This is a genomic window from Bradyrhizobium prioriisuperbiae (genome assembly GCF_032397745.1).
Lineage (GTDB): Bacteria > Pseudomonadota > Alphaproteobacteria > Rhizobiales > Xanthobacteraceae > Bradyrhizobium_A > Bradyrhizobium_A prioriisuperbiae.
Genome location: NZ_CP135921.1, coordinates 5,412,937 through 5,436,879, shown reverse-complemented (window position 1 = coordinate 5,436,879; position 23,943 = coordinate 5,412,937). Strand labels below are relative to the sequence as shown.

The following is a 23,943-nucleotide window of genomic DNA, read 5'->3' as shown; positions in this document are numbered from 1 at the left end:
ATTGCACGCGACGGACTGTAGTTTCAGGCGTTTAAGGAGCTGTTAAGCAACCCCATCCGGTGCCGCGGGAATGACGCCGGATGGCGCAAATAATTGATCGTCGCGAACTTGCCGACGTCTTAATTGCTGCTGCCGTCGACCGGCCGGCCTTCGATCTTAGGAAGATCGGAAGCCGAGGCGGTCTTGTCGCCGCCAGCGCGGCGCGCCATCTCGACGGTCAGCCGCTCGGCCGCTTCCGGCTGCATCTGGCCGACGATGTCGGACATCTTGCGTGGCGCGATCTGGCTTGCGACCTCGATCAGCACCGACATTTCGAGCCGGTCGAAGATTTTCGCGGCATCCTTCGGCTTCATGGCCTCGTACATGGTGACGATGCCCTTGAACTTGGCGGCATCGGCCTGGGTCCGCTGGTCGCTCGCGGCGCCCATCCGCGCCTCGACGGCCTTCATCTCCTCGACCTTGCCCTCGATGCGCTTCTCGGCGGCCTTCAGCAGGTTTTCGCGGATGTCGATCTCCCGCGCCCGCGCCTCGAGCTCCTGGCGACGCTCCTGCAGCCGCTCCAGGATGGCGCGTTCGGAGGCGGACACCGCCCGCTCCCCCTCCTGCGGCAGCACCACCACCTGACCGGCCGGCGGCTCCGCCGGCTTGTCCTCGGGCTTCTTCTCAGCTTTCGGCTCTTCCTTCTTGGCGGTCACCGAGCCCGTGATGTCGGAGACATCAGGGGCTGCACGCGACCGGCCGCCCGGGAAGTTGAACATCTCCTGCGCCCACGACATCCGGTCCGAAACCTGGGTAGACGTCGTGGCAGAGGACACATTGCGGTCGTCGAAGATATAACCGCCCTCCAGCACCAGCCCGAGGGTCTTGAGCGTGACCAGACCGATGATCGCCGCCAGCACCAGAGGGATGACGCGGAAGTTACGCCTGGATGTCATGCCGCAACCGCCGTGCGCTTGCGATCGGCGAATGCCGTTGCAGCCTCAGCCAGCGACGCCGCGGACGACGACCGCTCGATGTCCTTCACAACCTGGCCCGCGGCCACGATGCGCGACAGCCGCCGCAGCAGCTCTTCACCGGCCACCAGCCGCTTGTCGAGCGCGGTGGTGATGTCGGCTGCGGCGGTCAGCCGGCCGCCGAGGTTTTCGTTGCAATCGCGCACCGTCACCTTGAGGCCGCCGATCGCCCGCTCGGCGATTTCGGTCGCGGTGATCAATTCCGCAATCGTCGCCTTGAGCGACTGCTCGTCGGCCTTGAGCCGCTTCAGGCGCATATTGAGCAACATGCAGTACCCGATTGTCGCGACCAGCAAAATCGCGACCAGTGTTTCGATGATCATCCCTACAGAATGGTTCATTGTGCCTCCATCATTTTCGTCTGTTCATCGGCTTTTTCAAACATCGCAAGCGTCATGTGCGGCTTGCGAAGCGGCTTGGTGACGCGAATGGCGACGCGGTCGCCGACCCGCCCCATCCGTCCTTCAGTCAGGATGACGTCGCCGCAGCGCACCGACACCACCGCGTCAGCGCGCATGTCGAGCGGCAGCGTATCGCCGACCTGCAGCTGCATCAGCTCCTTCAAGGGAATGTCGGCTTCATAGAGGACCGCATCGACAGCGATCTGGGCACGACCGATTTCGGTGGCCAAGTGGCCTTCCCAGATCGGATCGCGGCCGAACTTTTCACCCATGAACATCTGCAACAGCACGTCGCGGATCGGTTCGATGGTGGCGTAAGGCAGCAGCAGTTCGATGTTACCGCCACGATCTTCCATATCGATCCGCAGCCGCACCAGGATGGCGGCGTTGGCGGGACGGCTGATGGCGGCGAAGCGCGGGTTGGTCTCGAGCCGGTCGATCGACAGCGACACCGGCGACAGCGGGCGGAACGCCTGCTCGGCATCCGCCAGCACCACTTCGACCAGGCGCTTGACCAGATTGGTTTCGATGGTGGTGTAGGGTCGGCCCTCGATGCGCAGCGAGGTGGTGCCGCGGCGGCCGCCCAGCAGCACGTCGATCATGGAATAGATCAGGCTGGAGTCGACGGTGGCGAGCCCGAAATTCTCCCACTCCTCCGCCTTGAACACGGCGAGCACGGCGGGCAGCGGGATCGAATTCATGTAGTCGCCGAACCGCACCGAGGTGATGCGGTCGAGCGAGACCTCGACGTTGTCGGAGGTGAAATTGCGCAGCGAAGTCGTCATCAGCCGGACCAGCCGGTCGAACACGATTTCGAGCATCGGCAGACGCTCGTAGGACACCATCGCGGAATCGATGATGGAGCGAATGCCGGAATTATCGTCGAGATTGACCTCGCCGACACTGAAGCCGAGCAGATTGTCGATCTCTTCCTGCGACAGCACGCGTTCGCCAGCCGCAGCGCTGAGCCCCTTGCTGCTCTCGTCGACCATGGCGGCCCATTGTTCCGCCATCGCCTCCGTCAGTTCGTTGGCGGCAGCCTCGGCGGCTGCGGCTTCCGGATCTTCCGAATCCAGCGCAGCGCCCCACTCGGCGGCTAGTGCATCCTGATCGACATCGTTCGGTGTCATGACCTAGCTCCGCCCCGTCACTGCACGATGATTTCTTTGAACAGCACGGCATTCACCTGGTTGGGCTGGATCGCCGCGTTGACACGCCGCGTCAGCTCTTCCTTCAGGCGAAACATCCCGGCCGACCCTTGAAGGTCGCCGATCCGCAGTTCGCGCAAGTAGGTCTGGAAGATGTCGAGCAGCCGCGGCATCGACGGCTGGATCTGCGCCACCACCGGCGAATCCTTGACCTCGAGCGCGATCTTGACCTTCAGATACTGCACCCGCTCACCCGGCAGGTTCGACAGATTGACCAGCACCTCTGGCACATCGACGAACACCGGCGGCTTCGGCACTGCTGCAGCCTCAGCGTGCTTCTCTTCAGCCTTCTGACGCATGAAGAGGAAGTAATAGCTCGCGCCCCCGCACAGGATCGCGAACACCCCCACCACAGCGATGATGAGCTTGAATTTGGTCTTCGGAGCGCTGCCTTCGGCCGCACCCTCGTCTGTTTGATCGTCTGCCACCGCCGGCTCGCCCCTGTTGCGGGAATGAGCTCGATGCTGCCGAACTGGCTGATTACGCGATACAAATGCCGCCGGCGCCCAAGCGCCCTGTTGAAACCAAACTAGGGCCGCAATGGTTAATGGTTCCTTACTTTTGAAACTCAACTAGGAAAAAATTGCCGGCAATTATGGTCAACAAGTCCTTTATTGCCGTCTCCAAAACCGGCCGCCGAAACGATAACAGACTGCAATAACTCGATTTTTCCGTCTGGCACGACTCTCGCTTTGTAAGGATCGAACCGGCGGCTTGGGAGAGCCAAGGGTTCGACCGGATCAAAAGGAGGCCTGGGAGGGCCGACTGCGATCCAGCTGCAGGGGAGAACCACCGATGGAGAATACCCTCCTTATCGGATTGTCACGTCAGATGACGCTTGAGCGTCAGATCGACGTGATATCGAACAACGTCGCCAACGTGAACACGAACGGCTTCAAGGCCGATAACTCGCTGTTCCAGGAATACCTGATGCCGGTGGCGCATGCCGACAATTTCGTCGGCCGCGACCGCGTGTTCAGCTACGTGCAGGACCGCGCCACCTGGCGCGACCTCAGCGCGGGCTCGACCGAGAACACCGGCAATCCGCTCGATATCGCCATCGACGGCAAAGCCTTTCTTGCGGTGCAGACACCGGCGGGCGAGCGCTACACCCGCAACGGCTCGCTGCAGATCAATGCGCAGGGCCAGCTCACCACCGTCGACGGCAACCTCGTGCTCGGCAGCAACGGGCCGATCGTCTTCCAGCAGAACGACCGCGACATCGTAATCTCGCCGGAAGGCACCATCACGGTGCGCGAAGGCCTCAACACCCTGCAGGACGCAGTGCGCGGCAAATTGCGGATCGCTAGTTTCGCGCAGCCCCAGAAACTGCAGAAGGAAGGCGCGAACCTCTACTCCGCTCCCGCCGGCGTGGTGGCGCAGACCGACACCGCATCGCGGCTGCGCCAGGGCTTCATCGAGAAATCGAACGTCAATTCGGTCACGGAAATGAGCCGCATGATCGAAGTCACGCGCACCTACCAGCAGATCGCGTCGACCCTGCAGCAGCAGGGCGACATGCGCAAAAACGCACTCGATAAACTTGCCGACGTTCCGAACTGAGGAGACTGACCCATGCGAGCACTTTATACGGCAGCGACGGGAATGGCCGCCCAGGAACTCAACGTCCAGGTCATCTCCAACAACATCGCGAACATGCGCACCACCGGCTACAAGAAGCAGCGCGCCGCGTTCCAGGACCTGATCTATGACCATGTGCGCCGCGTCGGCGCGCAGGCCTCCGACCAGGGCACCATCATGCCGGTCGGCATCGATGTCGGCGGCGGCGTCAAGACCGTCGGCACGCCGCGCTCGATGACCCAGGGCACGCTGTCGCAGACCGGCAACGATCTCGACATCGCGATCCGCGGCGAAGGCTTCTTCAAGATCCAGATGACCGACGGCACCTTCACCTACACCCGTGACGGCACCTTCACCACCGACGGCCAGGGCCGTATCGTCAACGCCCAGGGCAACCTGCTGCAGCCGACCATCACCATCCCGCAGAACTCGTCGGGCCTCACCATCAATGCGCAGGGCCAGGTGTCGGTCACCGTGCCGGGATCGACCACGCCGCAGATCATCGGCCAGATCGGCGTCACCCGCTTCATCAACAAGGCCGGCCTGCAGCCGATCGGCGACAACCTGTTCACCGACACGCCCGCTTCCGGTCCGCCGCAGGACGGCATCGCCAACACCGACGGCTTCGGCGACATGCAGCAGGGCAATCTCGAACAGGCCAACGTCGAAGTGGTGTCGGAAATCTCCGACCTGATCGCCGCCCAACGCGCCTATGAAATGAACGCCAAGGTGGTCAGCGCCGCCGACCAGATGATGCAGTCCACCACCGGTCTGTTCCGGTAAAGGCAGTCACGATCATGGCCCTTCGCACCCTCCTGATCACGTCCCTGCTGCTCGGCAGCTGCGTCAGCGCGCTGGCCCAGTCCGATACGGTGACGGACGCCGCTTTCCCCACAGCAGTGACGGCCGGCGTCCTCGCGACGCCGGTGCTGCGGCCCACCGTCACCGTGAGCGGCGACGTGGTGCGGATCGGCGATGTCATCGACAATGCCGGACCGGCGGCACAGATTGCGATCTATCGCGCGCCCGATCTCGGCACCACCGGATCGATCTCGGCGACGCAAGTGCTGGCGACATTGCGCGCCCATCAGGTGATCGGCGTCGATGCCAGGGACATTCGCGAGATCAGCGTGACACGGCTGTCGCGCACACTGGCATCAAAGGACGTCGAGCAGCGGATCGCCGCACTGCTGGAACGGCGCAACGGATTGGGCGAAGCCGCCAACATCACCGTGACCTTCGACCGCGAACTGCGGGCGCTGCAGCTCGATCCCGCCACCACCGGAGACCTGCAGCCGGCTTCGACCCGGTTCGATCCCCGCAACGGCCGCTTCGACATACTGTTCGAACTCGCCAACACCAACAGCCCGATTCCGACGCGGCTGCGCTTCACGGGAACAGCGGTCGAGACTGTCGAGGTCGGCGTTCTCGTCCGCAGCGTCGACCGCAATGAGATTCTGAGGTCCTCCGACGTCGTGGTCGAGCGGCGGCCGCGCCAGGAAGTCGGCAACGACCCGGCCCGGCGCGAGCGCGCGGTCGGCATGCAGACCCGCAAGGCGATGCGCGCGGGGCAGGCGATCCGGCTCGCCGACCTCGCCAAGCCCGACCTCGTGCAGCGCGACCAGATCGTCACCCTGATCTACCAGAGCGACGGCCTCTATCTGACGATGCGCGCCAAGGCGACCGAGAACGGCAGCGAAGGCGACACCGTTTCCGTGATCAACACCCAGTCGAAACGCACGCTGCAGGGCGTGGTCACCGGGCCCAGCCAGGTTTCCGTCATCGCCACCACGCCGCGCATCCTCACCACCGCCGCCGTCGCCTCGCCCGCCGGCAAACCGTCCGATGTCACGAAAGCCGAGTAATGGTCATGGTCACGTACAAAGAGTTCAACCGCGCTTTGCTGATCGCCAGTCTCATTGGGGTCGGCGGCCTGTCCGGCGGCTGTTCGGCGATCGATCGCCTGTCCGCGATCGGCGAGCGACCCGCACTCTCGTCAATCGACAATCCAACCACGCAGCCCGGCTACAAGCCGGTGCAGATGCCGATGCCGACACCGCAGCCGGCGTCCTACAGCCCGAATTCCCTGTGGCGCACCGGATCGCGGGCGTTCTTCAAGGACCAGCGCGCGGCTCAGGTCGGTGACATCCTGACGGTGACCGTCAACATCACCGACAAGGCCAACATCGCCAACGAAACCCAGCGCAGCCGCACCAACAAGGAAGACAGCGGGACCACCGCGTTCCTCGGATCGCAGTGGCTGTCGGGAAAATTGGCCGCATCGCTGCCCGGGCGTACACTGACCGCGGATTCCACATCCTCCAGCGACGGCAAGGGAACGGTGGCACGCCAGGAAGCCTTGACCACCAACGTCGCCGCCGTCGTCACCCAGACCCTGCCGAACGGCAATCTGGTGGTCGAAGGCAAGCAGGAGATCCGGGTCAATTACGAAGTCCGCGAACTCATCGTCGCCGGCATCGTGCGCCCGGAAGACATCCAGAGCGACAACACCATCGATTCATCGAAGATCGCCCAGGCCCGCATCGCTTATGGCGGCCGCGGCCAGATCAGCGACGTACAGCAACCGCGCTACGGCCAGCAGGTGCTGGATGTGCTGCTGCCGTTCTGATCGACCGGACGAGACTGACATCAAGGCTGATCAACAGCCGAGAGGAAACGCGGTCACCTGACACCACCAGCGCCGCGCTTCGCGTCGCTGATACGAGCTCCCACACTTTGCCGCGAACCTAGGCGCGGTAAAGTGAAACGACGCGGCCTTCGGTAGCTCCCCTGCCGAAGGCCGTGGTCGTTTTGAAGCCTGCGAACAGATCCCTGATCACCAGGACTTCTCAATTGAAAGGGGCTTTCAGGATACGGATGAACTCCGGCCTCACCCACCGCATCATGCCGATCCCATAAATCGAGAGCATGCCGTAGTTATCCTGCGTCGGTCGTGTCTTCTGGAACAAATTGGCTGTGCTGTTGTCAGCAGGCCAGACCATCGCCGCCGTCGCATCGAAGGGATTGATCGACGAGTCCAGCTTGACCACGGGGATATTGGTGCTAAAGGGATCGACATCTCCCTTGGTGACATCGGCCCCGTCCGACATCTCCCAGTCGATGCTGATTGTTTGCGAGACCCCGCGCCGGAAGGTGATCTGGTCCGGCGGCCAGAGATAATAGAAGCGGGGCGTCATCCCGGCGGGCACCGACAGCTCTTCCTTGCTGAAGAACTTGTCGTCGAACCCCGCCACGCCCTTGAATGCGACGCGCACCAGCTTTTCCTTCCCCGGCACGAACGTTGCTAGCCCCGCGATTGTCGTATCGAACGGAAGCCGCAGCCGCGAGATGTCCGTTGGCGCACTCGGCTTCAGCCATAGCTCCTGCCCGACATCGGACCTGCCGGGCAGCATGGACGCGCGCGAATTCAGGTCGCGTGTCGCATCAGCCCGGTTGAGGCCGTAGCCGACCCGGATGTTCTGAAACACCGTCACGCTCTCGATCACACTCGACGAATCCTCCGGCCCCTTTGAATAACCGACGGACACCAGCGCTCCGAGCTGCGGATCGTCAGCCATTCGTCGCTTTATTTCCGGGAGTATCTTGTCGAACTCCGCCTGAAAGCGCCTGGCCTGGATGGCATTGTTGAATTTTTGCAGCAGAAGATTGACGCCCTCCAGGCCCAGCGTTCCGGCCTGAAATTTGGCATCCCCCGCTTGATTGGGTCCGTACTCCGGGACGGCCTCGAGCGGCGCTCCCACTTCGCTCTTTGTGGCCTTCTCGTTCCCGGTCGCCTTGTTTTTTGCCGTGTTTGCCGACTGCGGGCCGGACGGCGCGGTTTTTGTCACGATCGGTTTTGCGGGCTGGTTCTGCAGCATGCTGGTGGGCTTCAAACCCATCAGCCGCCGCGCCTGCGCGATATCTTCGTCACCTCGCTTGTCCTGGATGTCGCATTCCCGCGCCAGGGTGACGCCGAGGTTCGCGGCCCGTTTCGCGAAATTCCGATCCATCGTCCACAGCCGCGCGTTCAGCGCCCTCGCTTCCGCCGCGACGAAAGCGTCGCCGGGCTTCTCCTTGCTTTTTCCGTTTCCATACTCCTTGACCGGGCCTGTCTGATTTGGCTTCGGCTCATGGGCAGCGTTGTCGCCATAGAACGATCCGCGGTCGGTGATGCTGGAAGCTCCGTCCGGCGCGACCTGCAGCTTCAGGTCGCGAAGCAGCGATGTGTAGCCCATCCGCAGATGGATCGGCGAGTCGTTTACCAGTTCGCTGTATGCCGAGCGCGACATATAAATCGGCTCGCCGGAAGCGAGGCACCGTTTCAGCGCCTCCGCAATGGCGGGGTTGCCGCGCGCAAGGTTCGTGATCACGTTCTTGTCCACAAGTACAGTCACTCTCGATGTCTCCCGCTGACGACTAGTGTGGCGTTTCCGAAACTCCCCTCCGATCTCGGCGATTCCTTCGAGGGAATTTCGGAAACATGAGCCACGCTAGAATCCAAAGTTTTCTAGTGTCCTGATCGAATTCGAAGTTCGTTCTGAGGATGCTGCGAAGCGATACGAACTTCGAATTCGGGACACTAGATCGATGTGTCGGGTGAATTGTGCGGCGGGTTCGGCGATCACGCGCTGTTGTGCAGGCGCCCTTCGAACGGACGAGACTGCTCGGACCGCGCCATCCCCCACTCGGGGGAGACCGCGTCCTGCGCGCACACGACATGCGCTGATGTTCGAACCGACCTCGGCCGGCGCGAGACTACCGATGCAACGGTGATCGAAAATTCTCCGGTCAACTTGCGACGAGGAATTCGATGGTACAGCTGCGCGGCCGCGTGGGACGGCATGCCAACACGGGAATCCACTGCCAGAACTGGAAGGACGACCAGGAGGTGGTGATCGGGCTGTTGAACGGCATTCCCGTTGCCGACGGCGGCGCCTGGCATGGTCTCAATGGCCGGGTGGTCGCCGGCATCGCCAGTGAGCCGCTGTATCGCGCCATCCTGCTGTTCGAAAAGAAACATTTTCGCCATCAATCGGGTTTCGTCGATCCCAATGGCAAGATGTTCCCGCTGATGCTGAAGCTGGGGACGCGTTCGTATCTGCCGCCGCCCCCGCCGGCCGCGCCGCCGCCCAAAGGGCAATGGGACGACCTCAAGAGCGCTTCCGTCCTCGCGGGCCTACGCAAGGGGCTGGAGGACGATGGCAGCCTCAGCCAGGGCGACATCGTCGAGATCATCCGCAGCACGCTCAGCGACGGCATCGTCAGCGCCACCGAACTCGCCGACCTTTCCGTCATCGCGACCACGTCCCGCAGCATCTCGCCACGATCGAAGAAGATGCTGACCACATTCGTGACCGACGTTGGCGGCACCATCAAGGAGCGCAACAGCCTCGCCACCGTCAAGCAGCAATGGGCTGCCGACCGCGCCTGTGACTTTCTCAAGGGATCGGGCGGGAAATCCTTTCCGCATCTGGACCGCGACGAAGTCGGACTCGGCCTGTTGATGCGGATCGCCAATCCAGGCCTCTTGAACCAGGGCAAGGCGGACCTGTGCGGACCGGCCGCGATGCTGTACGAGGTCGCGTCCGACAATCCGGGACGCTACGCGAAGTTCGCAATCGATCTGTTCGAGAACGGCAAGGCGAGCATCAACAATCTCGACATCAAGCCGGGGAGCGACCTGCGCACCTACAATCTGCCCAGCGACTCGGGGCTGGCGCCGGTCGACTGGATGACGATGGCGAGCCTGCGCGATTCGGAGAATTGGCTCTACGACTACAACACCTACGACGATGAGGACTCCGGCACCAAGTCCAAGGAGTTGTCTCAGTGGTTCGCGAAGTCAGGCTATTCGGACGTCCGCAACACCGTCGATGAGGATCACGCCGACCAGCACAACATCGAGGAAGCCAGCCGGCTGTTCGGCCTGGGTTACAGTGTCTGTCTGTCCATCAACGCCTGCATGCTGAACGCCGCGACGCAAACGGATACATCAAAGAAGCACAACCATCTCGTGGTGCTGCAGTCGCAGGTCGACTTGTCGGGTGGCAACGCAAGGCTGAAGATTTTCACGTGGGGACAGCGGGACTTTCAGGTGCCGCAGGGCGCGGCGCTGACGGTCGAGGATTTCCTGAAGAACTATTATGGCTTTGTCGCGGGCAAGCCCTGAATCGCGGGCAGGCGGCATCCGTAGCGCCGGAAAGCGTTGCAGAGAACCGTGACCGCGAGGATTACCGATGGCGCGGCTGGTATTCGCGCACTTCAGCGTCGGGATGGGACACGATGGTCATGAACCAGACCAGGCTGGCGGCCAGCGACCACAGCACATTCCAGGTGAACCAATCCATGGAGCGTCACCTTGCAGATGATTCGAGACGATTGCGTCGAGACCGCAACACAGAGGCTACACGGAAGTTCCGCTTCGATCGTCCGCAAAACTACGAGTTAGTGAACAAAGCCTGACGGCGTCCGGCGACTGGACGCCGGACATAGCGACTCAGACCCAAGCGGATCGGGTACGCAGATCATATCTAACGGGGGATACGCAACTGCGAGCCGCCAGGATCACTTGCCGGGGATGTGCCGGCGGCTCGCTGCCGGTATAGTTGCGTCGCCGGCACCTCACTGTAGCCAACCGCCGCACATTCAAAAGTCCAATCAATCGGCGGAATGCGGAAAGAAAAGGCCGCCGTGCTGCACGTTTTATGTTCGCCGCCAAATTCGATGGTCGCCAAACAAAAATCGCGGCAAGGCCCGGCAGCCCGCCGCGATCAGAAAACTCTTATGTATCGCGTCGCCGCCGGCGACGCCCTACTCGTCGCGATAGACCTTTTCGCGCTTCTCGTGGCGCTCCTGCGCCTCGACCGACAGCGTTGCGATCGGTCGTGCCTCGAGCCGCTTCAGCGAAATCGGTTCACCGGTTTCCTCGCAGTAGCCGTACGACCCGTCATCGATTCGGGCGATCGCCGCATCGATTTTCGAGATCAGCTTGCGCTGACGGTCGCGCGCCCGCAGCTCGATCGCGCGATCGGTTTCCGAGGAGGCGCGGTCGGTGAGGTCCGGATGATTGACGTTTTCGTCCTGCAGCTGCTGCAGGGTGGTCTTCGCTTCCCTTAAAATCTCTTCCTTCCAGGCGAGCAACTTGGCGCGAAAATACTCGCGCTGGCGCTCGTTCATGAAAGGCTCCTTCTCCGAGGGCCGATAGTTCTTCACCTTGTCCAACACTGATCACCGAATCCGTGCGAGGCCACCGGAAAGCCCGGTGGCGGGCCGCTTATATAGCGGGCCGATGTGACAGACAATATCGCCCTAGGGGGCCGGCAACCCCCTGAGGCAGCTTATGAACACGGAACTGAGGATGTCAGTAGCCGACGGTGAAGCGCGCCCGCGAATGGGCCGGTTTTTCGATCTCGTCGGCTAGCGCCACCGCATAATCCTCAAACGAAATCCAGCTTTTGCCGTCTGCCGCGGTCAAAAGCTGGTCTTTTCCGAGCCGGAATTGGCCGGTCCGCTCCCCGTCCGTGAACAAAGCGGAGGGTGAAATGAAGGTCCAGTTCAGCTCCGTGTCCGCCCGCAGCAGGTCCAGGAACGCCCCGCCCTTCTCCGCCTCGGCCTTGTATTCCATGGGGAAATTCGGAACCGTGACCAGTCGGACGCCGGGGGCCACTTCCAGGCTGCCGGCACCGCCGACCACGATGTAGCGGCCCACTTTGGAGGCCTTGGCAGCGGCGATCAGCTTGTCCGGGTCGCTCGCCAGGAAATGCACGGCGCTGATGGCGACGTCATGCCCGGCCAGCAGGCTGGTCAGCCCCGCCTGGTCGAACACGTCGCCCTTTTGGGCGGTCAGATTCGGCTGGGGCGGCAGCTTGTCCACATTGCGGGCGATGGCGGTGACCTGGTGGCCACGGCGCAGCAGTTCGGCCACGATGCGCGAACCGGCCCGGCCGGTGGCGCCGACAACGGCAATCTTCATGGTAATGATCCCTCTGGCTTTGGTCTGGGTTTAGAACTTGGCTCAGAAACAGGTTTCTGATAGTTACCAGATAGCCAAAGGAGTGCAGGTGCAAAAGAGAGCACTTTCACCGCACCAGATCACACCAGGGTAACCAGATCAGGGAGCAACCGATGAAGGGAAACGTCTACGCCGCCGAATGCCCGACGCGGGTCATCCTCGATCGCGTCGGCGACAAATGGGCGGTGTTGCTGCTCTTGTTGCTGATGGAGGGCCCGCGCCGCTTCAATGAACTGCGCCGCGCGGTCGGCGGCATTTCGCAGAAGATGCTGTCGCAAACCCTGAAGAGCCTGGAGCGCGACGGCCTGGTGCGCCGCCGCGCCATCGCCACCGTGCCGGTGACGGTCGAGTATTCGATCACCCCGCTCGGCCTGACGCTGGCACAAGCGGTCGACCCGTTGCGGCAATGGGCGGAGAACAATTTGAAAGACGTGCAGGCCGCTCAGCGGCGCTACGATTCAGCAAGCAAGGAGTCAGTGGCCGCGGCTTGAGGCAAGCTTCAGAACTGCCCGGCCTTCGCCAGCTCGACTTCCACCCGCAGCTCGATCTCCGACAGCACGGCATCGAGGCCGGGATCGCCGGAGACGGTCTTCAGGTCGGCGGCGGCGGTGCGCAGGCGCTGCACGGTGGAGGCGTTGAGCTCTCCCGTCAGCAGACCGATTTTCAGATCGTCGAGCACGTCGAGCGCGGTCTTGCCGCGCTTGAATGAGCGTTTGCGCCGCTCCAGCGGATCTTCCACGCCCTGCAGCGCCAGCAGCGCGTCGATGTTGCCGACCGTCTTGGGCGCGGAGGTGGAGCGGGCCTCGCTGGTCTCGGCCGCGTCGGGCAGCGAAAAGCCGCTCGAGCCGGCGCGCCGGGCATTGGACGCAGGCGCTCCGAATGTTGGTCCGTTGGATCCGTAAATGCGCATGGGTGCGGTCTCGCCAATCCGGCTTCGAGGTGGCCCGCAAACCGGCTCTGCCCGATCGTGGCATCGCGGTTCTTAAGGACGTCTGTTCAGGAACTCTCACTTTTTATGGTTAATGCGCAGTAAACGGCCCGGCAAAAACTGCCGCAAACCGGCAAGTTCGCCGCTCCCACGGCCGGTTTGGCACCACGACCTCAGCAACATTTATAAGCTTATTCAATAACTTAGGCCTCTGGCATGGTTTTCGCTGAGTTAACGGCGGACCGGTGCCATGTGGGAGCGTGGCGCGAGGCCCAGTAGACCACCTCAGCGGGGAGCAGAGGATGACACGGGTTTTTAAGGCAGTGGGCGCGGTGTGGCTTGCGCTGCTGCTGATTTGCGGACCGGCCAGCGCGACCTCGCGCATCAAGGATCTCGCGAACATCGAAGGCGTGCGCCAGAACCAGTTGATCGGTTACGGCCTTGTGGTCGGCCTCAACGGCACCGGCGACACGCTGAACAACATTCCCTTCACCAAGCAGTCGCTGCAGGCGATGCTCGAGCGCATGGGCGTCAACATTCGCGGCGCCACCATCCGCACCGGCAACGTTGCGGCCGTGATGGTCACCGGCAACCTGCCGGCGTTCGGCACCCAGGGCACCCGGATGGACGTCACCGTCTCCGCGCTCGGCGATTCCAAGAGCCTGCAGGGCGGCACACTGCTGGTCACCCCCCTGCTCGGCGCCGACGGCAACGTCTATGCGGTGGCGCAGGGCTCGCTCTCGATCGGCGGCTTCCAGGCCGAGGGCCAGGCCGCCAGCGTCACCAAGGGCGTGCCGACGGTCGGCCGCATCGCCAATGGCGCCATCATCGAGCGCGAGGTCGAGTTCGCACTCAATCGCCTGCCCAATGTGCGCCTCGCGCTGCGCAACTCCGACTTCACCACCGCCAAGCGCATCGCCGCCGCCGTCAACGATTTCCTCGGCACCAAGACCGCGGAGCCGGTGGATCCCTCCACCGTGCAGCTCTCGATCCCGTCGGAATTCAAGGGCAACGTGGTCGCGCTCTTGACCGAGATCGAGCAGTTGCAGGTCGAGCCGGATCTCGCCGCCAAGATCATCATCGACGAGCGCTCCGGCATCATCGTGATGGGCCGCGATGTGCGGGTGAACACGGTGGCCGTGGCACAGGGCAATCTCACCGTCACCATCTCGGAAAGCCCGCAGGTCAGCCAGCCCAACGCGTTCTCCAATGGCCGCACCGTGGTCACCCCCAACACCCGGGTCGGCGTGCAGGAGGACGGCAAGAAGCTCGCGCTGGTCAAGGACGGCGTCTCGCTGCAGCAACTCGTCGACGGCCTCAATGGCCTCGGTATCGGCCCGCGCGATCTGATCGGCATCCTGCAGGCCATCAAGGCCGCCGGCGCCATCCAGGCCGACATCGAGGCGATGTGATGAGCAGCACCTCCATTCCGTTCGGCGCGCTGGGCGCCAACGACACCGCCTTCAACAACGCGCTGAAGAAAGTCTCGCCCCAGGCCCAGACCAAAGCCAAGAACTCCGCGCAGGATCTCGAAGCGGTGTTCCTGAACACGATGTTTTCGCAGATGACCAGCGGCCTGAAGGGCGACGGTCCCTACGGCGACACGGTCGGCACCGGCGCCTGGCGCTCGATGCTCACCGACCAGTATGCGCGCTCCTTCGCCAAGGCCGGCGGCATCGGCATCTCCAGCGACGTCTACCGCTCGCTGATCATGCAGCAGGCCGCGCGGAACAGTTGAACCCGGGAGTAAACGATATGACACACGAGTCCCAGCCGACGTCATCAGCCGCTGCAACAATCGCAACTCCCGACGACGCGCGAAAACTCTCCAACGGCCTGATGGAGGTGATGACCACCCTGCTCGAGGTCATCGAGACCGAAACCACGCTGGTGCGCGCCGGCAAGGTCCGCGAGGCGATGGCGCTGGAGCCGCGCAAGACCGAGTTGTCGCGCGCCTACCTCACCGCGATCAGCCAGCTCACCACCAGCCAGAACTATTTTGCGGACTCCGCGCCTGATCTGCTGGAAGCGCTGCACCGCCACCACGACGTGTTCCGCGCCATGCTGCAGGTCAACCTCACGGTGCTGGCCACCGCGCATGCGGTGTCCGAAGGCGTTATCCGCGGCGTCAACGGCGAGATGCAGAAGAAGAACACGCCGCAGACCTACACCTCCGCCGGCAAGCGCAGCGCACCGAACACGCGCCGTGCCGAGCCTCTGACGGTGAGCCGGACGCTGTAAGAGCGCTGGGAGTTTCATTCACGGATTTGCTTTTTTCGTCATGGCCGGGCTTGTCCCCCGCGACTTGGCGTAGCCAAGTCGCTGTGACATCCACGTCTTACTTGCTTGAAAGGTCGTAAAGACGTGGATGCCCGCGACAAGCGCGGGCATGACGGCATCCGATGTTGCAACACCTCGCCTCGTCCAGACGCCCGAGCCTACTCCGCCGCCTGGCTGGTCGAAGCCGCCTGCACGTCCTTCAACGTCTTGTCGCTGGAGTGAATCGCCAGCAGGTTGATGCCGGCGTCCATCACATTGTAGCCGCGCTCAGCGAGCCAATTGCGCAGCTGAGCCTTGTCGGCCTTGATCGATTCGATCAGCATGATGGGATGAGCCCGCTCGATGGTCTGCTGCCCGCCTTCGAGCGCCTCCATCTCCATGCCCTCGACGTCGATCTTGATGAGGTCGCAGCGTGCGAGGCCCAGTTCGTCCAGCTTCATCATGCGGACCTCGACCGTTTTCTCCGGCGAATAATCGATCGCCTGGCCGATGAACTCGGTCTGCGGGCGTTGCCGCAGCTCGAGGCTGCCGAAGCTCGAGGCCATCAGGTAATTGGGGTTCGGGATGTTCATGGTGCCGCTCTCGTTGGAAACGGCCGCATGCAGCGCACGGGCGTTGAAGCAGTTGTTGATCGCGATGTTGCCGGCCAGCGCGTAATAGATCCGCTCCTGCGCCTCGACCGCCACCACCGAGCCCCAGCCGGTCATGGCCTGGGCCCACTCGATGGTGTGCACGCCGATGTTGGCGCCGCAGTCGATCGCCACCACCCCGTCGCCATAATGCGAGCGGCGGACCGCCAGAAGCTCGACCATCATGCCGACTTCGGAGGGGTCGAACGAGGCGTTTTCCAGGATCTGGAAGCCGACGCCATAGCCCTGGCCCGGCGCGAGCATGCGATGGTCGAGGCGGTTGACGATCATCGTGCCGTGATTGGAGGCGGCGAGCACGAACGCCAGCTTGCGGGTTATATTGCGCATCAGTGTCTCCTGAGAGGGCGATGACACATACGCCGGCCGTGTCCGGACAAGGCGCAACATCGAACGGAAATCGAATCACATAATTCGTCGACACTATAGCAATATTCGGAAACGGGTACGCGCCGGGATCGGACCAGCGGCCCTCATCGATACAATTTTAACTACATTTGCACGTCGCCCGCGGCAGTTAAATTTACGCAACACGATTAGGCTTAAGCTGCCCTGGATCGTTCGCGTCCAGCACTTGGCCAGGATGGCCTCGCTTCAAATTTGAATCGAAATGCTGCGGGCGCATGCACGCGGCATTTGTGTTGTTTTTCAACACGTCGTTGAGGTGGCTGACATATGGTTGCGTTTGGAGAGGGTTGGGATTTGACTCGCAGGAAGCCAGGAGGGCTCCATGGGTACGGATTTCAACATCAAGCCGGTCGGGGGACCGGTTGCGGCACCGATCGTCAGGCCATTGCCGGACGCGGCACGCAATGCCGTGGAAACGGATTTGCCGCCGCCGAAGACAACCACCGCAGCCGATGCGGCAGCCAACGTGCGTAACAATCCGCAACCCGATGCCAGCAACCTGACCGATCAGGTCGTGATCGATCGCGCCGCCGCGTCGATCGTCTATCGCGTGGTCGACAACCGCACCAGCCTTGTGGTGCGTCAGTTCCCCGATGAAGCACGGCTGCGGCTGCGGACCTACCTGCGCGCCCAGGACGAGGTGAAACGCGAGCAGGCCGAGCAGGCGAGATACGACCGGACAGCCTAACGCCGCGCCCGCGGCGCTGGAATCAACCTCTGACTCGCGCAAAACATCAGAGCGGGAATATGTTGTGCGTTGCGCTGAACGCGGCGCACAAACACGATCTCTCCGCATTGTGAGAAGCGTGAACGCGCGTCTCGCGGCGATGCTACGAATCGCTCGGAGAACCATGAGGCCCCAGCGGCGATGCTTGCGCTTGCGCCGGCGGATATTGTTTCCCCCGTCCCCCTCACAGTCGCTGCAGCAGCTGCTGCACCGTGCGGTCCGCCACCGCCACCATGGTCAGCGTGGGATTCTCGGTGCCGATGCTGGGCATCGAGCCGCATCCGGCGATATAGAGGTTGTCGTGGTCCCAGCTGCACTGCCGGCTGTCCACCACCGAGTTGCCGGTTGCCGTTCCCATGATGTGGGTGCCGCAGACGTGGCCGGCGCCGGCATAGTTGTAGTCCTGGCCTTCGAACGAAAACTTGGTTCCGGCGGTCGGATCGAATGCGGTGAACTGCTGCGCGTCGAGCCGCCGCATGAATTCGGCTGACGCAATCCGCGCCTGTCGAAAGCCCGCCATTACGTAGTTCGACAGTTTGTAGCTGAGCACCGGACGCTTGAGGCCGAGATTGTCGACGTAAGTGTTCGACAGCTGCACACGATTCAGCGGATCGGCGGTTTCCTCGACCAGGAACGCGGCGCGGAATTGGCGCGTGAGCAGGTCGTTCAGAATGGTGACGAAGTCGTTGCTGCCGGCAATCGACGACTTCGGATTGAGTTGGCCGTTGTTGCTGCCGTAGATCCAGTCGAGGCCCGTCGTGTAGGGATCGGTTGTGGGCCAGTTCCAGCCCTCGTTGCCGATTTCAATGCGCCATGCCGAGCGGTTCGAGCGGAATGGACCATCCCGCAGCGACTCGATTCCTGACGTCGAAATCGGTCCCCGGTAGCCGTAGGCGTGGGTCCCCTCCGGCATCATCCCCCAGATCAGGTAGCAGGGGTGGTCCATCAGGTGGCGTCCGACCAGTCCGCCGCTGTTTGCAACCGTGTAGCCGCGATCGGTGGGGGAGTTCAGCAGGATCTTCACATTTTCGATCGCGCTCGCGGCCAGCACATAATACTTGCCGACCGCGGTGCCCTCTCCCGTGCGGCCGCCGGTGGCGGGCACCGCGATGGAATCGTAGGTCAGGTAATGCAGCCCGGTGACCTTGTTGGCGGCGTCGACTCTCACGACATCGACCACGGTCTGGTACATCACATCGACGTATCCGGTGGCCAGCGCCTTGTGCAGCGCATAGGCCGCATCGTATTTCGCCTGGATCGGGCAGATCGGCGTGCAGTTGGTGTTGCCGTGGCAGACCCGCCGGTTGTCGTAGGGCACCGAGTTGCGGCCGGCCGGCGTCGGCGTCACCAACGTTTGTGCGTTGGGCCCGTAGTTCTCGTTGGTCAGCGGCGGACCGTCGACACGGGCCTTGGTGATCTGATCGAGAATCGAGCCCGGAATTCCCGGCATCGGAAACTGATAGTCGGCCGGATAAGGCGTATTGGTCTGACGCTGGTCTTTGACATTGGCCGATACGCCGATGAACGCTTCAGCCACCGCATAATGAGGGACCAGGTCGTCATAGCTCAGCGGCCAATCCAGCCCGTGATTGTACAGCGTCTTGATCTTGAAGTCGTTCGGGGACATGCGCAGCGTCGTGCCCATCCAGTGCAGGCCCGTCCCGCCCGCCACCTTCTCATAGGTGCTTGCGAACGGCATCGAGCCGGCGTTGTAGGTCAGGTAGGATTTCGCCGGATCGTTCCAGCCGAGCACGAGATCCTGGATCGTCGCCCGCGGCGTGTTGGTCCGCGCCGGATCGAGTGCGTTCGGATTCGGCGGGTACGGCGATTCCGGGGACTTGAACGTGCTGAGGTAGAAGTTCTCCATGTAGTCTTCGCGATTGCGGTTCGTGGTCGAGCCCGCCTCGATCACCAGCACGCGTTTTTTCTGCATGCCGAGCTCATAGGCCATGAAGGCGCCGGCATGTCCGGAGCCGACGATCACGACGTCATAGGTCTGCTGCGCTGCCTCTTGAGTTGCCAACTGGGCCTCCTGTCGGGATCCGAAACGACGATGCTGCTCGAAGGCGTGGGACTGAACGCGCGAGGACGCGTCAGCTGACCGGCGTGATGCCGTAATTCGTGAGGGTCGGCGGTGGGCTGGCCCAGCTGCCGAAGTTGAACTGGCTGAAGCCCATCGGATGCGCCTGGGCGATGCGCCAGATCCAGCTGTTCTTGTACGCCCGCCCGGAGATGATGAAGTCCTGGCGATAGGCGGGATCGGTGATGAAATTGGTCGCGGCGGGATTGCGTTGAACCTCGGTGCCGCCGTACCAGACGCCGTAGAGCCACGACAGCATCGTGAGGCGCGAGAACGTGCCCACGGCATCGGGACGCAGTACGGTTCCGGTCCCCCTCAGCAGCCGGTCGGCTCTCACCTGCGCCGGCATTCCCGGCGGATAGGAATTCCACTCGGCCAGCATCGCCTGGACCGCGGCGGCGCCCGCCAGGTTTTCGAGTCCATAGAAGACATCCGCGGTCGAATAATTATCCTGTTGCACCAGCGGCTCCAGCGACGTCTCCGGGACACCGACCAGCGCCGAGGACAACGCCCTGAAACTGATGGGAGCGTTGGCCACTGGCGCCGCCTCCGCGAGGCTCCACAGCGGCAGCTTCGGTGCGAGCAGCGTCACCCCGAGCGCGCCGGCGCCCGCGAGGATGTTGCGACGGGGAATGGGCAGCTTGTCGATGGGCATGGGAGTTGTCCTTCCGGTGCGGTCCGATCAGTTCGACGCGTGATCCATATGTCGCTGTAAGCCACCCTTACTGCTTCGCGCCTGTTGCCGTCTTCTGCGCGCGACTGAGCGAGAACACAAAATTGCCGCTCGAGCCCGTCGTCATCGACGCGTCCGCATGACAGCTCACGCAGCTCGACGAGACCCGCTCCGATCCGCCCGAGCGGTTGAACACCGCGGGCGGCACGTTCCACGGATCGACCGGCGGCGAACCGTTGGACACCATCTGGTCGTCGACGGGAATCTGATTGCCGTTGGTCGTGGATTGTCCGAAATGGAAGCCCTGGATGTAGGTTTCCATGGTCGAGTTGGCGAGGAACGATGGCGAGGGCAACGCATCGGGATAAGCCGGATTGATCTCCTTCACGCCCGCCGTACCGGTCGCCTGGGTATTGGTCGGAAACTGGACATCGGTGAGGAAATAGTTGTTCCACACCGTGGTGCCGTAGGCCTGCTGCAGCTGCGTGCGGTAGGCGTTGTTGGCGCGGATCGCGCCTTCGCCCGGCGCCGCGAACCGGACCAGCTGGGTCGGGACCTGGCCCGGAATCTCCGGATTCCACGGTTGCTTCGGCAGCACCCCGAACACGCAGCTCGGCAAGCCGCCCGAGGGCGGGCAGGTCTGCTGATCGAAGAAGGTGTACGGTTGCGGCCTCAGCGGTTGCGAAAAGTCCGCAAGCCACGGCGCGTTGTCCTTGTGCTCGAACGTGGCCCAGACCCACGCCGGCGCCGAGTTCGTGAAGTGCACGATATGAAAACCGACAAGGCCGACCGTCATCAGGCGGCATCGCTCCTTGACGGTCGGCTCGTCATGAAACGCCCCGCCCGCTTCCTCATACACATATGCTGACGTGCGAAAGAACGCGCCCTGGTTGTCCGCCTCGGTCAGGATCTTCCATGATGACTTGACGAAGATCGAACCGGTCTGGGTCTGATAGGCGCCTTTCGGAAAGTGCACGGTCAGCTTGTCGCGGTTCGGATTGTCGGCGTCCAGGACCAGCTGGCCTTCGACCGAGTACAACTTGTGCTGGACGATATAATCGTGCATCGGCCCATTGAAGTTCAGGCCATAGCGCACGTAGTCGCCCTGCTTGTCCACGACGGGACCCATGCGGTTGGCCTGGATGTACTCCGACAGCACCGGGATGTCGGTGACAATCTGAGTGCCGACGCGGCGCAACACCGGAAGAGCGCCTTCATTCAGCTGTGCGCAGGCATTCGGCAGGATATGCCCGCCACCGAACGCTGGCGGCACGGCCGCACCGGGTCGGAACAGGTCTGTTGCCTCGGACCAGGTCTGCCAGACGGGGATGTACTCACCACCCGCATAATTCAGGCCATTGATCGCGCTCGGCTGGGGTATCGGCCGGCCCGAGCCATCGGTGGCTGCGGGAAAGTTCAGGGATAGAAAGTCCTGCCAGACCAGGCCGGCGTACGCCAGGTATTGGCTCTGATAATCCGGCGGAGTGGCCGGATTGACGTCGGTCCCCGGCATGCAGGAGTACGGTGCCGCGAAACATCCCGCCGCATACGTCGGACCGATCGCCAGTGGCGCTGCGGTCAGCGCTGCCGTTGCAAGCAAGGTTTTGGCAAGCAAGGTTTTGGCGAGCAAGACCGTGGAGAGTCTGACCCGTTTCATCGACTGCCTCCGGTTGGAGTGTCTCCAGTTAGTTTTTTGTCTTTGTCCGTTTTGTCTTCGCCCGCACCAAACCTGCTGGTGCCTGCACTGAGGATCGACGAGCTGGAATCAACGACTTGAGATCAATGGCTTGAGATCAATAGCTTGAGATCAACGACTTGAGATCAACGACTTGCGAAAATTCGACCTGCGCGAGATCGCCCGCCAAGCGGCTTGCGAGGAACGCGCTGACATCAATTGGTTCTGTGCATGAACGCGCCACGCCATGCATCAGCAATCCGTCGCGACCTCGGTGGATCAGATCAAATGCAATTCTTGGATGTAATTATCGTCGGCTTCTATCTTGTGCGCAGAAGTTGCAGCCGTCAAGGCTCTGGTCTACGTCACCGCTGGCCGCCGCCGAAACAAGACGGCGCAGCCACAAAACGACCCGCTTCAGGCCAAGTGCGACCGGGCAGCGCAACGCCGCGCTTGCGGCGCTTTTATCGGCATCCGACTCAAGCAATACTTCGCCGGGTCAGAGGTCGCGTTCCGCTGAACGCGACCGGCAACCGAAGTGCTGCGCGATGATCAAGATAACCGCCCTCACAACCGCCGTTGTGCTTGCCGCGACGCCGGCTGCCCTTGCCGACGATGCCTACACCCTCGCCTTGCCGATCAAATGCGAGCCCGGCGTCACCTGCTTCGTCCAGAACTACGTCGACCATGACAGCTCCGAGAAGGTGCGCGATTTCGCCTGCGGCCGCCGCAGCTATAACGGCCACGACGGCACCGACATCCGCATTCCCGATCTCGAGATCCAGAAAAAGGGCGTCGAGGTGCTGGCCGCCGCGCCCGGGCGCGTGCTGCGGGTGCGCGACGGCATCGATGATGTCTCCGTCCGCGAGACCGGCCGTGCCGCGGTCGCCGGCAAGGAATGCGGCAACGGCGCTGTGATTGCACACCGCGACGGCTGGAGTACGCAATACTGCCACATGGCCAAAGGCAGCCTGCGGGTCAAAGCCGGTGACGATGTCACGGCGGGACAGCCGCTCGGGCTGGTCGGCCTCTCCGGCGATACGGAGTTTCCCCACATCCATCTCACCGTGCGCCACAACGGCACCATGGTCGATCCGTTTGCCGCCGATGCCGCAAGCGAGGCCTGCAACGGCGGCCACGCGCTGTGGGCGCCCGCCCAAGCGGCCGCATTGGCCTATCGCGGCAGCGAGATCCTCAATGCCGGTTTCGCCGGCCTGCCGGTGACCATGGAGTTGATCGAGAGTGGCGCGGTGAAAGCCCCGTCGCGGCGTCAGCCGAAGCACTGGTGGCCTATGTGCGCACCATCGGCCTGCAGGCCAAAGACCTGCAGATCCTGACAGTGCAATTTCCCGACGGCAGCCCGTTCGCAGAATATCGCGCGCCGCCGCTGGACAACGACAAGGCCCAGGCCTTTGTCACCGCCGGCCGCCGCCGCAGCAAGCCGACATGGCCAACCGGCAGCTACAAGGCGACGTATACCGTGATGCGGGATGGCGCCGAGGTGTTGCGGAAGGCGTTTACGCTGGAGATCGGGGAATAAACAATCAGGTCCGATCGACCGGCGCCGAGTTCAACGTCGATTGTCCGGTGGCGGGATTGGTGACCACGGTCTTGATGGTGCCGTGGCCCTCCTTGGTCAGCAGGAACTTGGAATCGCCCATCTTGAAGGCATTGTCCTTGATCAGGATGTCCTGGTATCTGATCGGACCGTTGCCGCTCTGAAAACGCACCTTGGCGCGAAACCCCTCCACGTTGGTCACCGTGAAGGAGAATTTCTCGCCGGTGGAATAGGTCCCTTTCCAGGTGCCTTCCCACAGCGTGGCATCGACGGGCACATAGGGCGCGCGCGACGGAATCGCGGGTGGCGTGGAGGTGTAGCCGGCCGCGAGAACGCTGAAGATGTCAGCCATGATTCAATTCCAGCCTGGTTCGCGATGAGGTTCAGGCGCGACCGCCGAGGCCGGCCGCGATGTTGCGGTTGATCTCGATCAGCGGCTTGATGTGCTCGGCCTGCGGGCTGATCTGCAGCGCCATGGTCTGGGTCAGGACGAAGATGCCGATGTTGGCGATGTTCTGCCGCACTTCGATGGATTGCGGATTGTTCTCGTCACGCAACGCATCGCTGAGGAAGATGGTCCAAAGCTTGCGGTTGAACATCAGCGCTTCGGTGGTCTGCTCGTAGGTCGCTTCGCTGGAGACGACCGCCTGCAACTTGTTCGCCGCCTTCAGCAGCGCCTGGGCTTCGATATCACGGGGAGAGGCAGTGGTGGTCGCAACGCGCGCGTAGGCCTGGGCGGCAGCATTAGACATT

26 protein-coding genes are annotated in these 23,943 nt (G+C 62.7%); 12 read left to right on the top strand and 14 right to left on the bottom strand.

Annotated features, from left to right (window positions below):
- Positions 1-119: 119 nt before the first annotated feature.
- Genes RS897_RS25605 through fliL form a run of 4 tightly spaced genes read right to left on the bottom strand, consistent with a single transcriptional unit; the run spans position 120 to position 3,050 of the window.
- Positions 120-935 carry a MotE family protein gene (locus tag RS897_RS25605; RefSeq protein WP_315831509.1) on the bottom strand — a complete coding sequence of 272 codons (816 nt, stop codon included), beginning with the start codon at positions 933-935 and terminating at the stop codon, positions 120-122.
- A complete protein-coding gene (locus tag RS897_RS25600; RefSeq protein ID WP_315831508.1) occupies positions 932-1,354 on the bottom strand; it encodes a DUF6468 domain-containing protein in 423 nt (140 codons plus the stop codon). Before RS897_RS25600 ends, RS897_RS25605 begins: the two co-directional genes overlap by 4 nt.
- On the bottom strand, positions 1,351-2,544 hold the full coding sequence (fliM, locus tag RS897_RS25595) for a flagellar motor switch protein FliM (RefSeq protein WP_315831507.1): 1,194 nt from the start codon (positions 2,542-2,544) through the stop codon (positions 1,351-1,353). The genes RS897_RS25600 and fliM overlap by 4 nt, the downstream gene beginning before the upstream one ends.
- A gap of 17 nt (positions 2,545-2,561) precedes the next feature.
- A complete protein-coding gene (fliL, locus tag RS897_RS25590) occupies positions 2,562-3,050 on the bottom strand; it encodes a flagellar basal body-associated protein FliL (protein ID WP_315831506.1) in 489 nt (162 codons plus the stop codon).
- Between the two features lie 367 nt (positions 3,051-3,417).
- On the opposite strand from fliL, the gene flgF reads away from it, so the two are divergent.
- The 4 genes from flgF to flgH are packed head-to-tail and all read left to right on the top strand — an operon-like array spanning position 3,418 to position 6,832.
- On the top strand, positions 3,418-4,185 hold the full coding sequence (flgF, locus tag RS897_RS25585) for a flagellar basal-body rod protein FlgF (RefSeq protein ID WP_315831505.1): 768 nt from the start codon (positions 3,418-3,420) through the stop codon (positions 4,183-4,185).
- A gap of 12 nt (positions 4,186-4,197) precedes the next feature.
- Entirely contained in the window at positions 4,198-4,986 is a 789-nt protein-coding gene (gene flgG / locus RS897_RS25580; RefSeq protein WP_315831504.1) for a flagellar basal-body rod protein FlgG, read from the top strand.
- A 14-nt stretch (positions 4,987-5,000) separates the two neighbouring features.
- The gene (gene flgA / locus RS897_RS25575) at positions 5,001-6,068 is read left to right on the top strand and encodes a flagellar basal body P-ring formation chaperone FlgA (RefSeq protein WP_315831503.1); all 1,068 of its coding nucleotides are present in this window, start codon (positions 5,001-5,003) and stop codon (positions 6,066-6,068) included.
- Between the two features lie 5 nt (positions 6,069-6,073).
- Entirely contained in the window at positions 6,074-6,832 is a 759-nt protein-coding gene (flgH, locus tag RS897_RS25570; RefSeq protein WP_315831502.1) for a flagellar basal body L-ring protein FlgH, read from the top strand.
- A gap of 220 nt (positions 6,833-7,052) precedes the next feature.
- Here the strand turns inward: flgH and RS897_RS25565 are convergent, their stop codons facing one another.
- The gene (locus RS897_RS25565) at positions 7,053-8,597 is read right to left on the bottom strand and encodes a PIN domain-containing protein (RefSeq protein WP_315831501.1); all 1,545 of its coding nucleotides are present in this window, start codon (positions 8,595-8,597) and stop codon (positions 7,053-7,055) included.
- Between the two features lie 416 nt (positions 8,598-9,013).
- Here RS897_RS25565 and RS897_RS25560 point away from each other — a divergent pair, with 416 nt between their 5' ends.
- Positions 9,014-10,372, top strand: a complete 1,359-nt coding sequence (locus tag RS897_RS25560; RefSeq protein WP_315831500.1) for a hypothetical protein — start codon at positions 9,014-9,016, stop codon at positions 10,370-10,372.
- 641 nt (positions 10,373-11,013) lie between these two features.
- Here the strand turns inward: RS897_RS25560 and dksA are convergent.
- Together dksA and RS897_RS25550 are read right to left on the bottom strand one after the other, a co-directional pair.
- A complete protein-coding gene (dksA, locus tag RS897_RS25555) occupies positions 11,014-11,379 on the bottom strand; it encodes an RNA polymerase-binding protein DksA (protein WP_315831499.1) in 366 nt (121 codons plus the stop codon).
- A 184-nt stretch (positions 11,380-11,563) separates the two neighbouring features.
- The gene (locus RS897_RS25550) at positions 11,564-12,175 is read right to left on the bottom strand and encodes an NAD(P)-dependent oxidoreductase (RefSeq protein ID WP_315831498.1); all 612 of its coding nucleotides are present in this window, start codon (positions 12,173-12,175) and stop codon (positions 11,564-11,566) included.
- A gap of 152 nt (positions 12,176-12,327) precedes the next feature.
- On the opposite strand from RS897_RS25550, the gene RS897_RS25545 reads away from it, so the two are divergent.
- Complete coding sequence (locus tag RS897_RS25545; protein WP_315831497.1) at positions 12,328-12,705, top strand: winged helix-turn-helix transcriptional regulator; 378 nt, start codon at positions 12,328-12,330, stop codon at positions 12,703-12,705.
- Between the two features lie 8 nt (positions 12,706-12,713).
- Here the strand turns inward: RS897_RS25545 and RS897_RS25540 are convergent, their stop codons facing one another.
- Entirely contained in the window at positions 12,714-13,124 is a 411-nt protein-coding gene (locus RS897_RS25540; protein ID WP_315831496.1) for a flagellar assembly protein FliX, read from the bottom strand.
- Between the two features lie 320 nt (positions 13,125-13,444).
- Here RS897_RS25540 and RS897_RS25535 point away from each other — a divergent pair, with 320 nt between their 5' ends.
- From RS897_RS25535 to RS897_RS25525, 3 genes are read left to right on the top strand one after another with little or no spacing between them, the layout of a single operon-like run.
- Complete coding sequence (locus RS897_RS25535) at positions 13,445-14,554, top strand: flagellar basal body P-ring protein FlgI (protein WP_315831495.1); 1,110 nt, start codon at positions 13,445-13,447, stop codon at positions 14,552-14,554.
- Positions 14,554-14,880, top strand: a complete 327-nt coding sequence (flgJ, locus tag RS897_RS25530) for a flagellar assembly peptidoglycan hydrolase FlgJ (RefSeq protein ID WP_315831494.1) — start codon at positions 14,554-14,556, stop codon at positions 14,878-14,880. The genes RS897_RS25535 and flgJ overlap by 1 nt, the downstream gene beginning before the upstream one ends.
- Positions 14,881-14,897: 17 nt before the next feature.
- Complete coding sequence (locus RS897_RS25525) at positions 14,898-15,383, top strand: hypothetical protein (RefSeq protein WP_315831493.1); 486 nt, start codon at positions 14,898-14,900, stop codon at positions 15,381-15,383.
- A gap of 197 nt (positions 15,384-15,580) precedes the next feature.
- Here the strand turns inward: RS897_RS25525 and RS897_RS25520 are convergent, their stop codons facing one another.
- A complete protein-coding gene (locus RS897_RS25520; RefSeq protein WP_315831492.1) occupies positions 15,581-16,399 on the bottom strand; it encodes an FkbM family methyltransferase in 819 nt (272 codons plus the stop codon).
- 400 nt (positions 16,400-16,799) lie between these two features.
- Between RS897_RS25520 and RS897_RS25515 the strand changes: the two genes are divergently transcribed.
- Positions 16,800-17,165 (top strand): hypothetical protein, encoded by a 366-nt coding sequence (locus RS897_RS25515; RefSeq protein ID WP_315831491.1) that lies wholly within the window; start codon positions 16,800-16,802, stop codon positions 17,163-17,165.
- A gap of 223 nt (positions 17,166-17,388) precedes the next feature.
- On the opposite strand, the gene RS897_RS25510 is transcribed toward RS897_RS25515, so the two are convergent.
- The 3 genes from RS897_RS25510 to RS897_RS25500 form a co-directional block, all read right to left on the bottom strand.
- Positions 17,389-19,227: a GMC family oxidoreductase gene (locus RS897_RS25510; protein WP_315831490.1), complete on the bottom strand. Its 1,839-nt coding sequence runs from the start codon at positions 19,225-19,227 to the stop codon at positions 17,389-17,391.
- A 70-nt stretch (positions 19,228-19,297) separates the two neighbouring features.
- Positions 19,298-19,939 carry a hypothetical protein gene (locus tag RS897_RS25505; RefSeq protein ID WP_315831489.1) on the bottom strand — a complete coding sequence of 214 codons (642 nt, stop codon included), beginning with the start codon at positions 19,937-19,939 and terminating at the stop codon, positions 19,298-19,300.
- A 67-nt stretch (positions 19,940-20,006) separates the two neighbouring features.
- Positions 20,007-21,614, bottom strand: a complete 1,608-nt coding sequence (locus RS897_RS25500; RefSeq protein WP_315831488.1) for a hypothetical protein — start codon at positions 21,612-21,614, stop codon at positions 20,007-20,009.
- Between the two features lie 566 nt (positions 21,615-22,180).
- Here RS897_RS25500 and RS897_RS25495 point away from each other — a divergent pair.
- Together RS897_RS25495 and RS897_RS25490 are read left to right on the top strand one after the other, a co-directional pair.
- Complete coding sequence (locus RS897_RS25495; RefSeq protein WP_315831487.1) at positions 22,181-22,969, top strand: M23 family metallopeptidase; 789 nt, start codon at positions 22,181-22,183, stop codon at positions 22,967-22,969.
- Positions 22,918-23,172, top strand: coding sequence for a hypothetical protein (locus tag RS897_RS25490; RefSeq protein WP_315831486.1), 255 nt, complete (start codon positions 22,918-22,920; stop codon positions 23,170-23,172). The genes RS897_RS25495 and RS897_RS25490 overlap by 52 nt, the downstream gene beginning before the upstream one ends.
- Positions 23,173-23,176: 4 nt before the next feature.
- Here the strand turns inward: RS897_RS25490 and RS897_RS25485 are convergent, their stop codons facing one another.
- Both RS897_RS25485 and flaF read right to left on the bottom strand, forming a co-directional pair.
- Positions 23,177-23,542, bottom strand: coding sequence for a hypothetical protein (locus tag RS897_RS25485; protein WP_315831485.1), 366 nt, complete (start codon positions 23,540-23,542; stop codon positions 23,177-23,179).
- Between the two features lie 31 nt (positions 23,543-23,573).
- Positions 23,574-23,942 (bottom strand): flagellar biosynthesis regulator FlaF, encoded by a 369-nt coding sequence (gene flaF, locus RS897_RS25480; RefSeq protein WP_315831484.1) that lies wholly within the window; start codon positions 23,940-23,942, stop codon positions 23,574-23,576.
- Position 23,943: the final 1 nt, after the last annotated feature.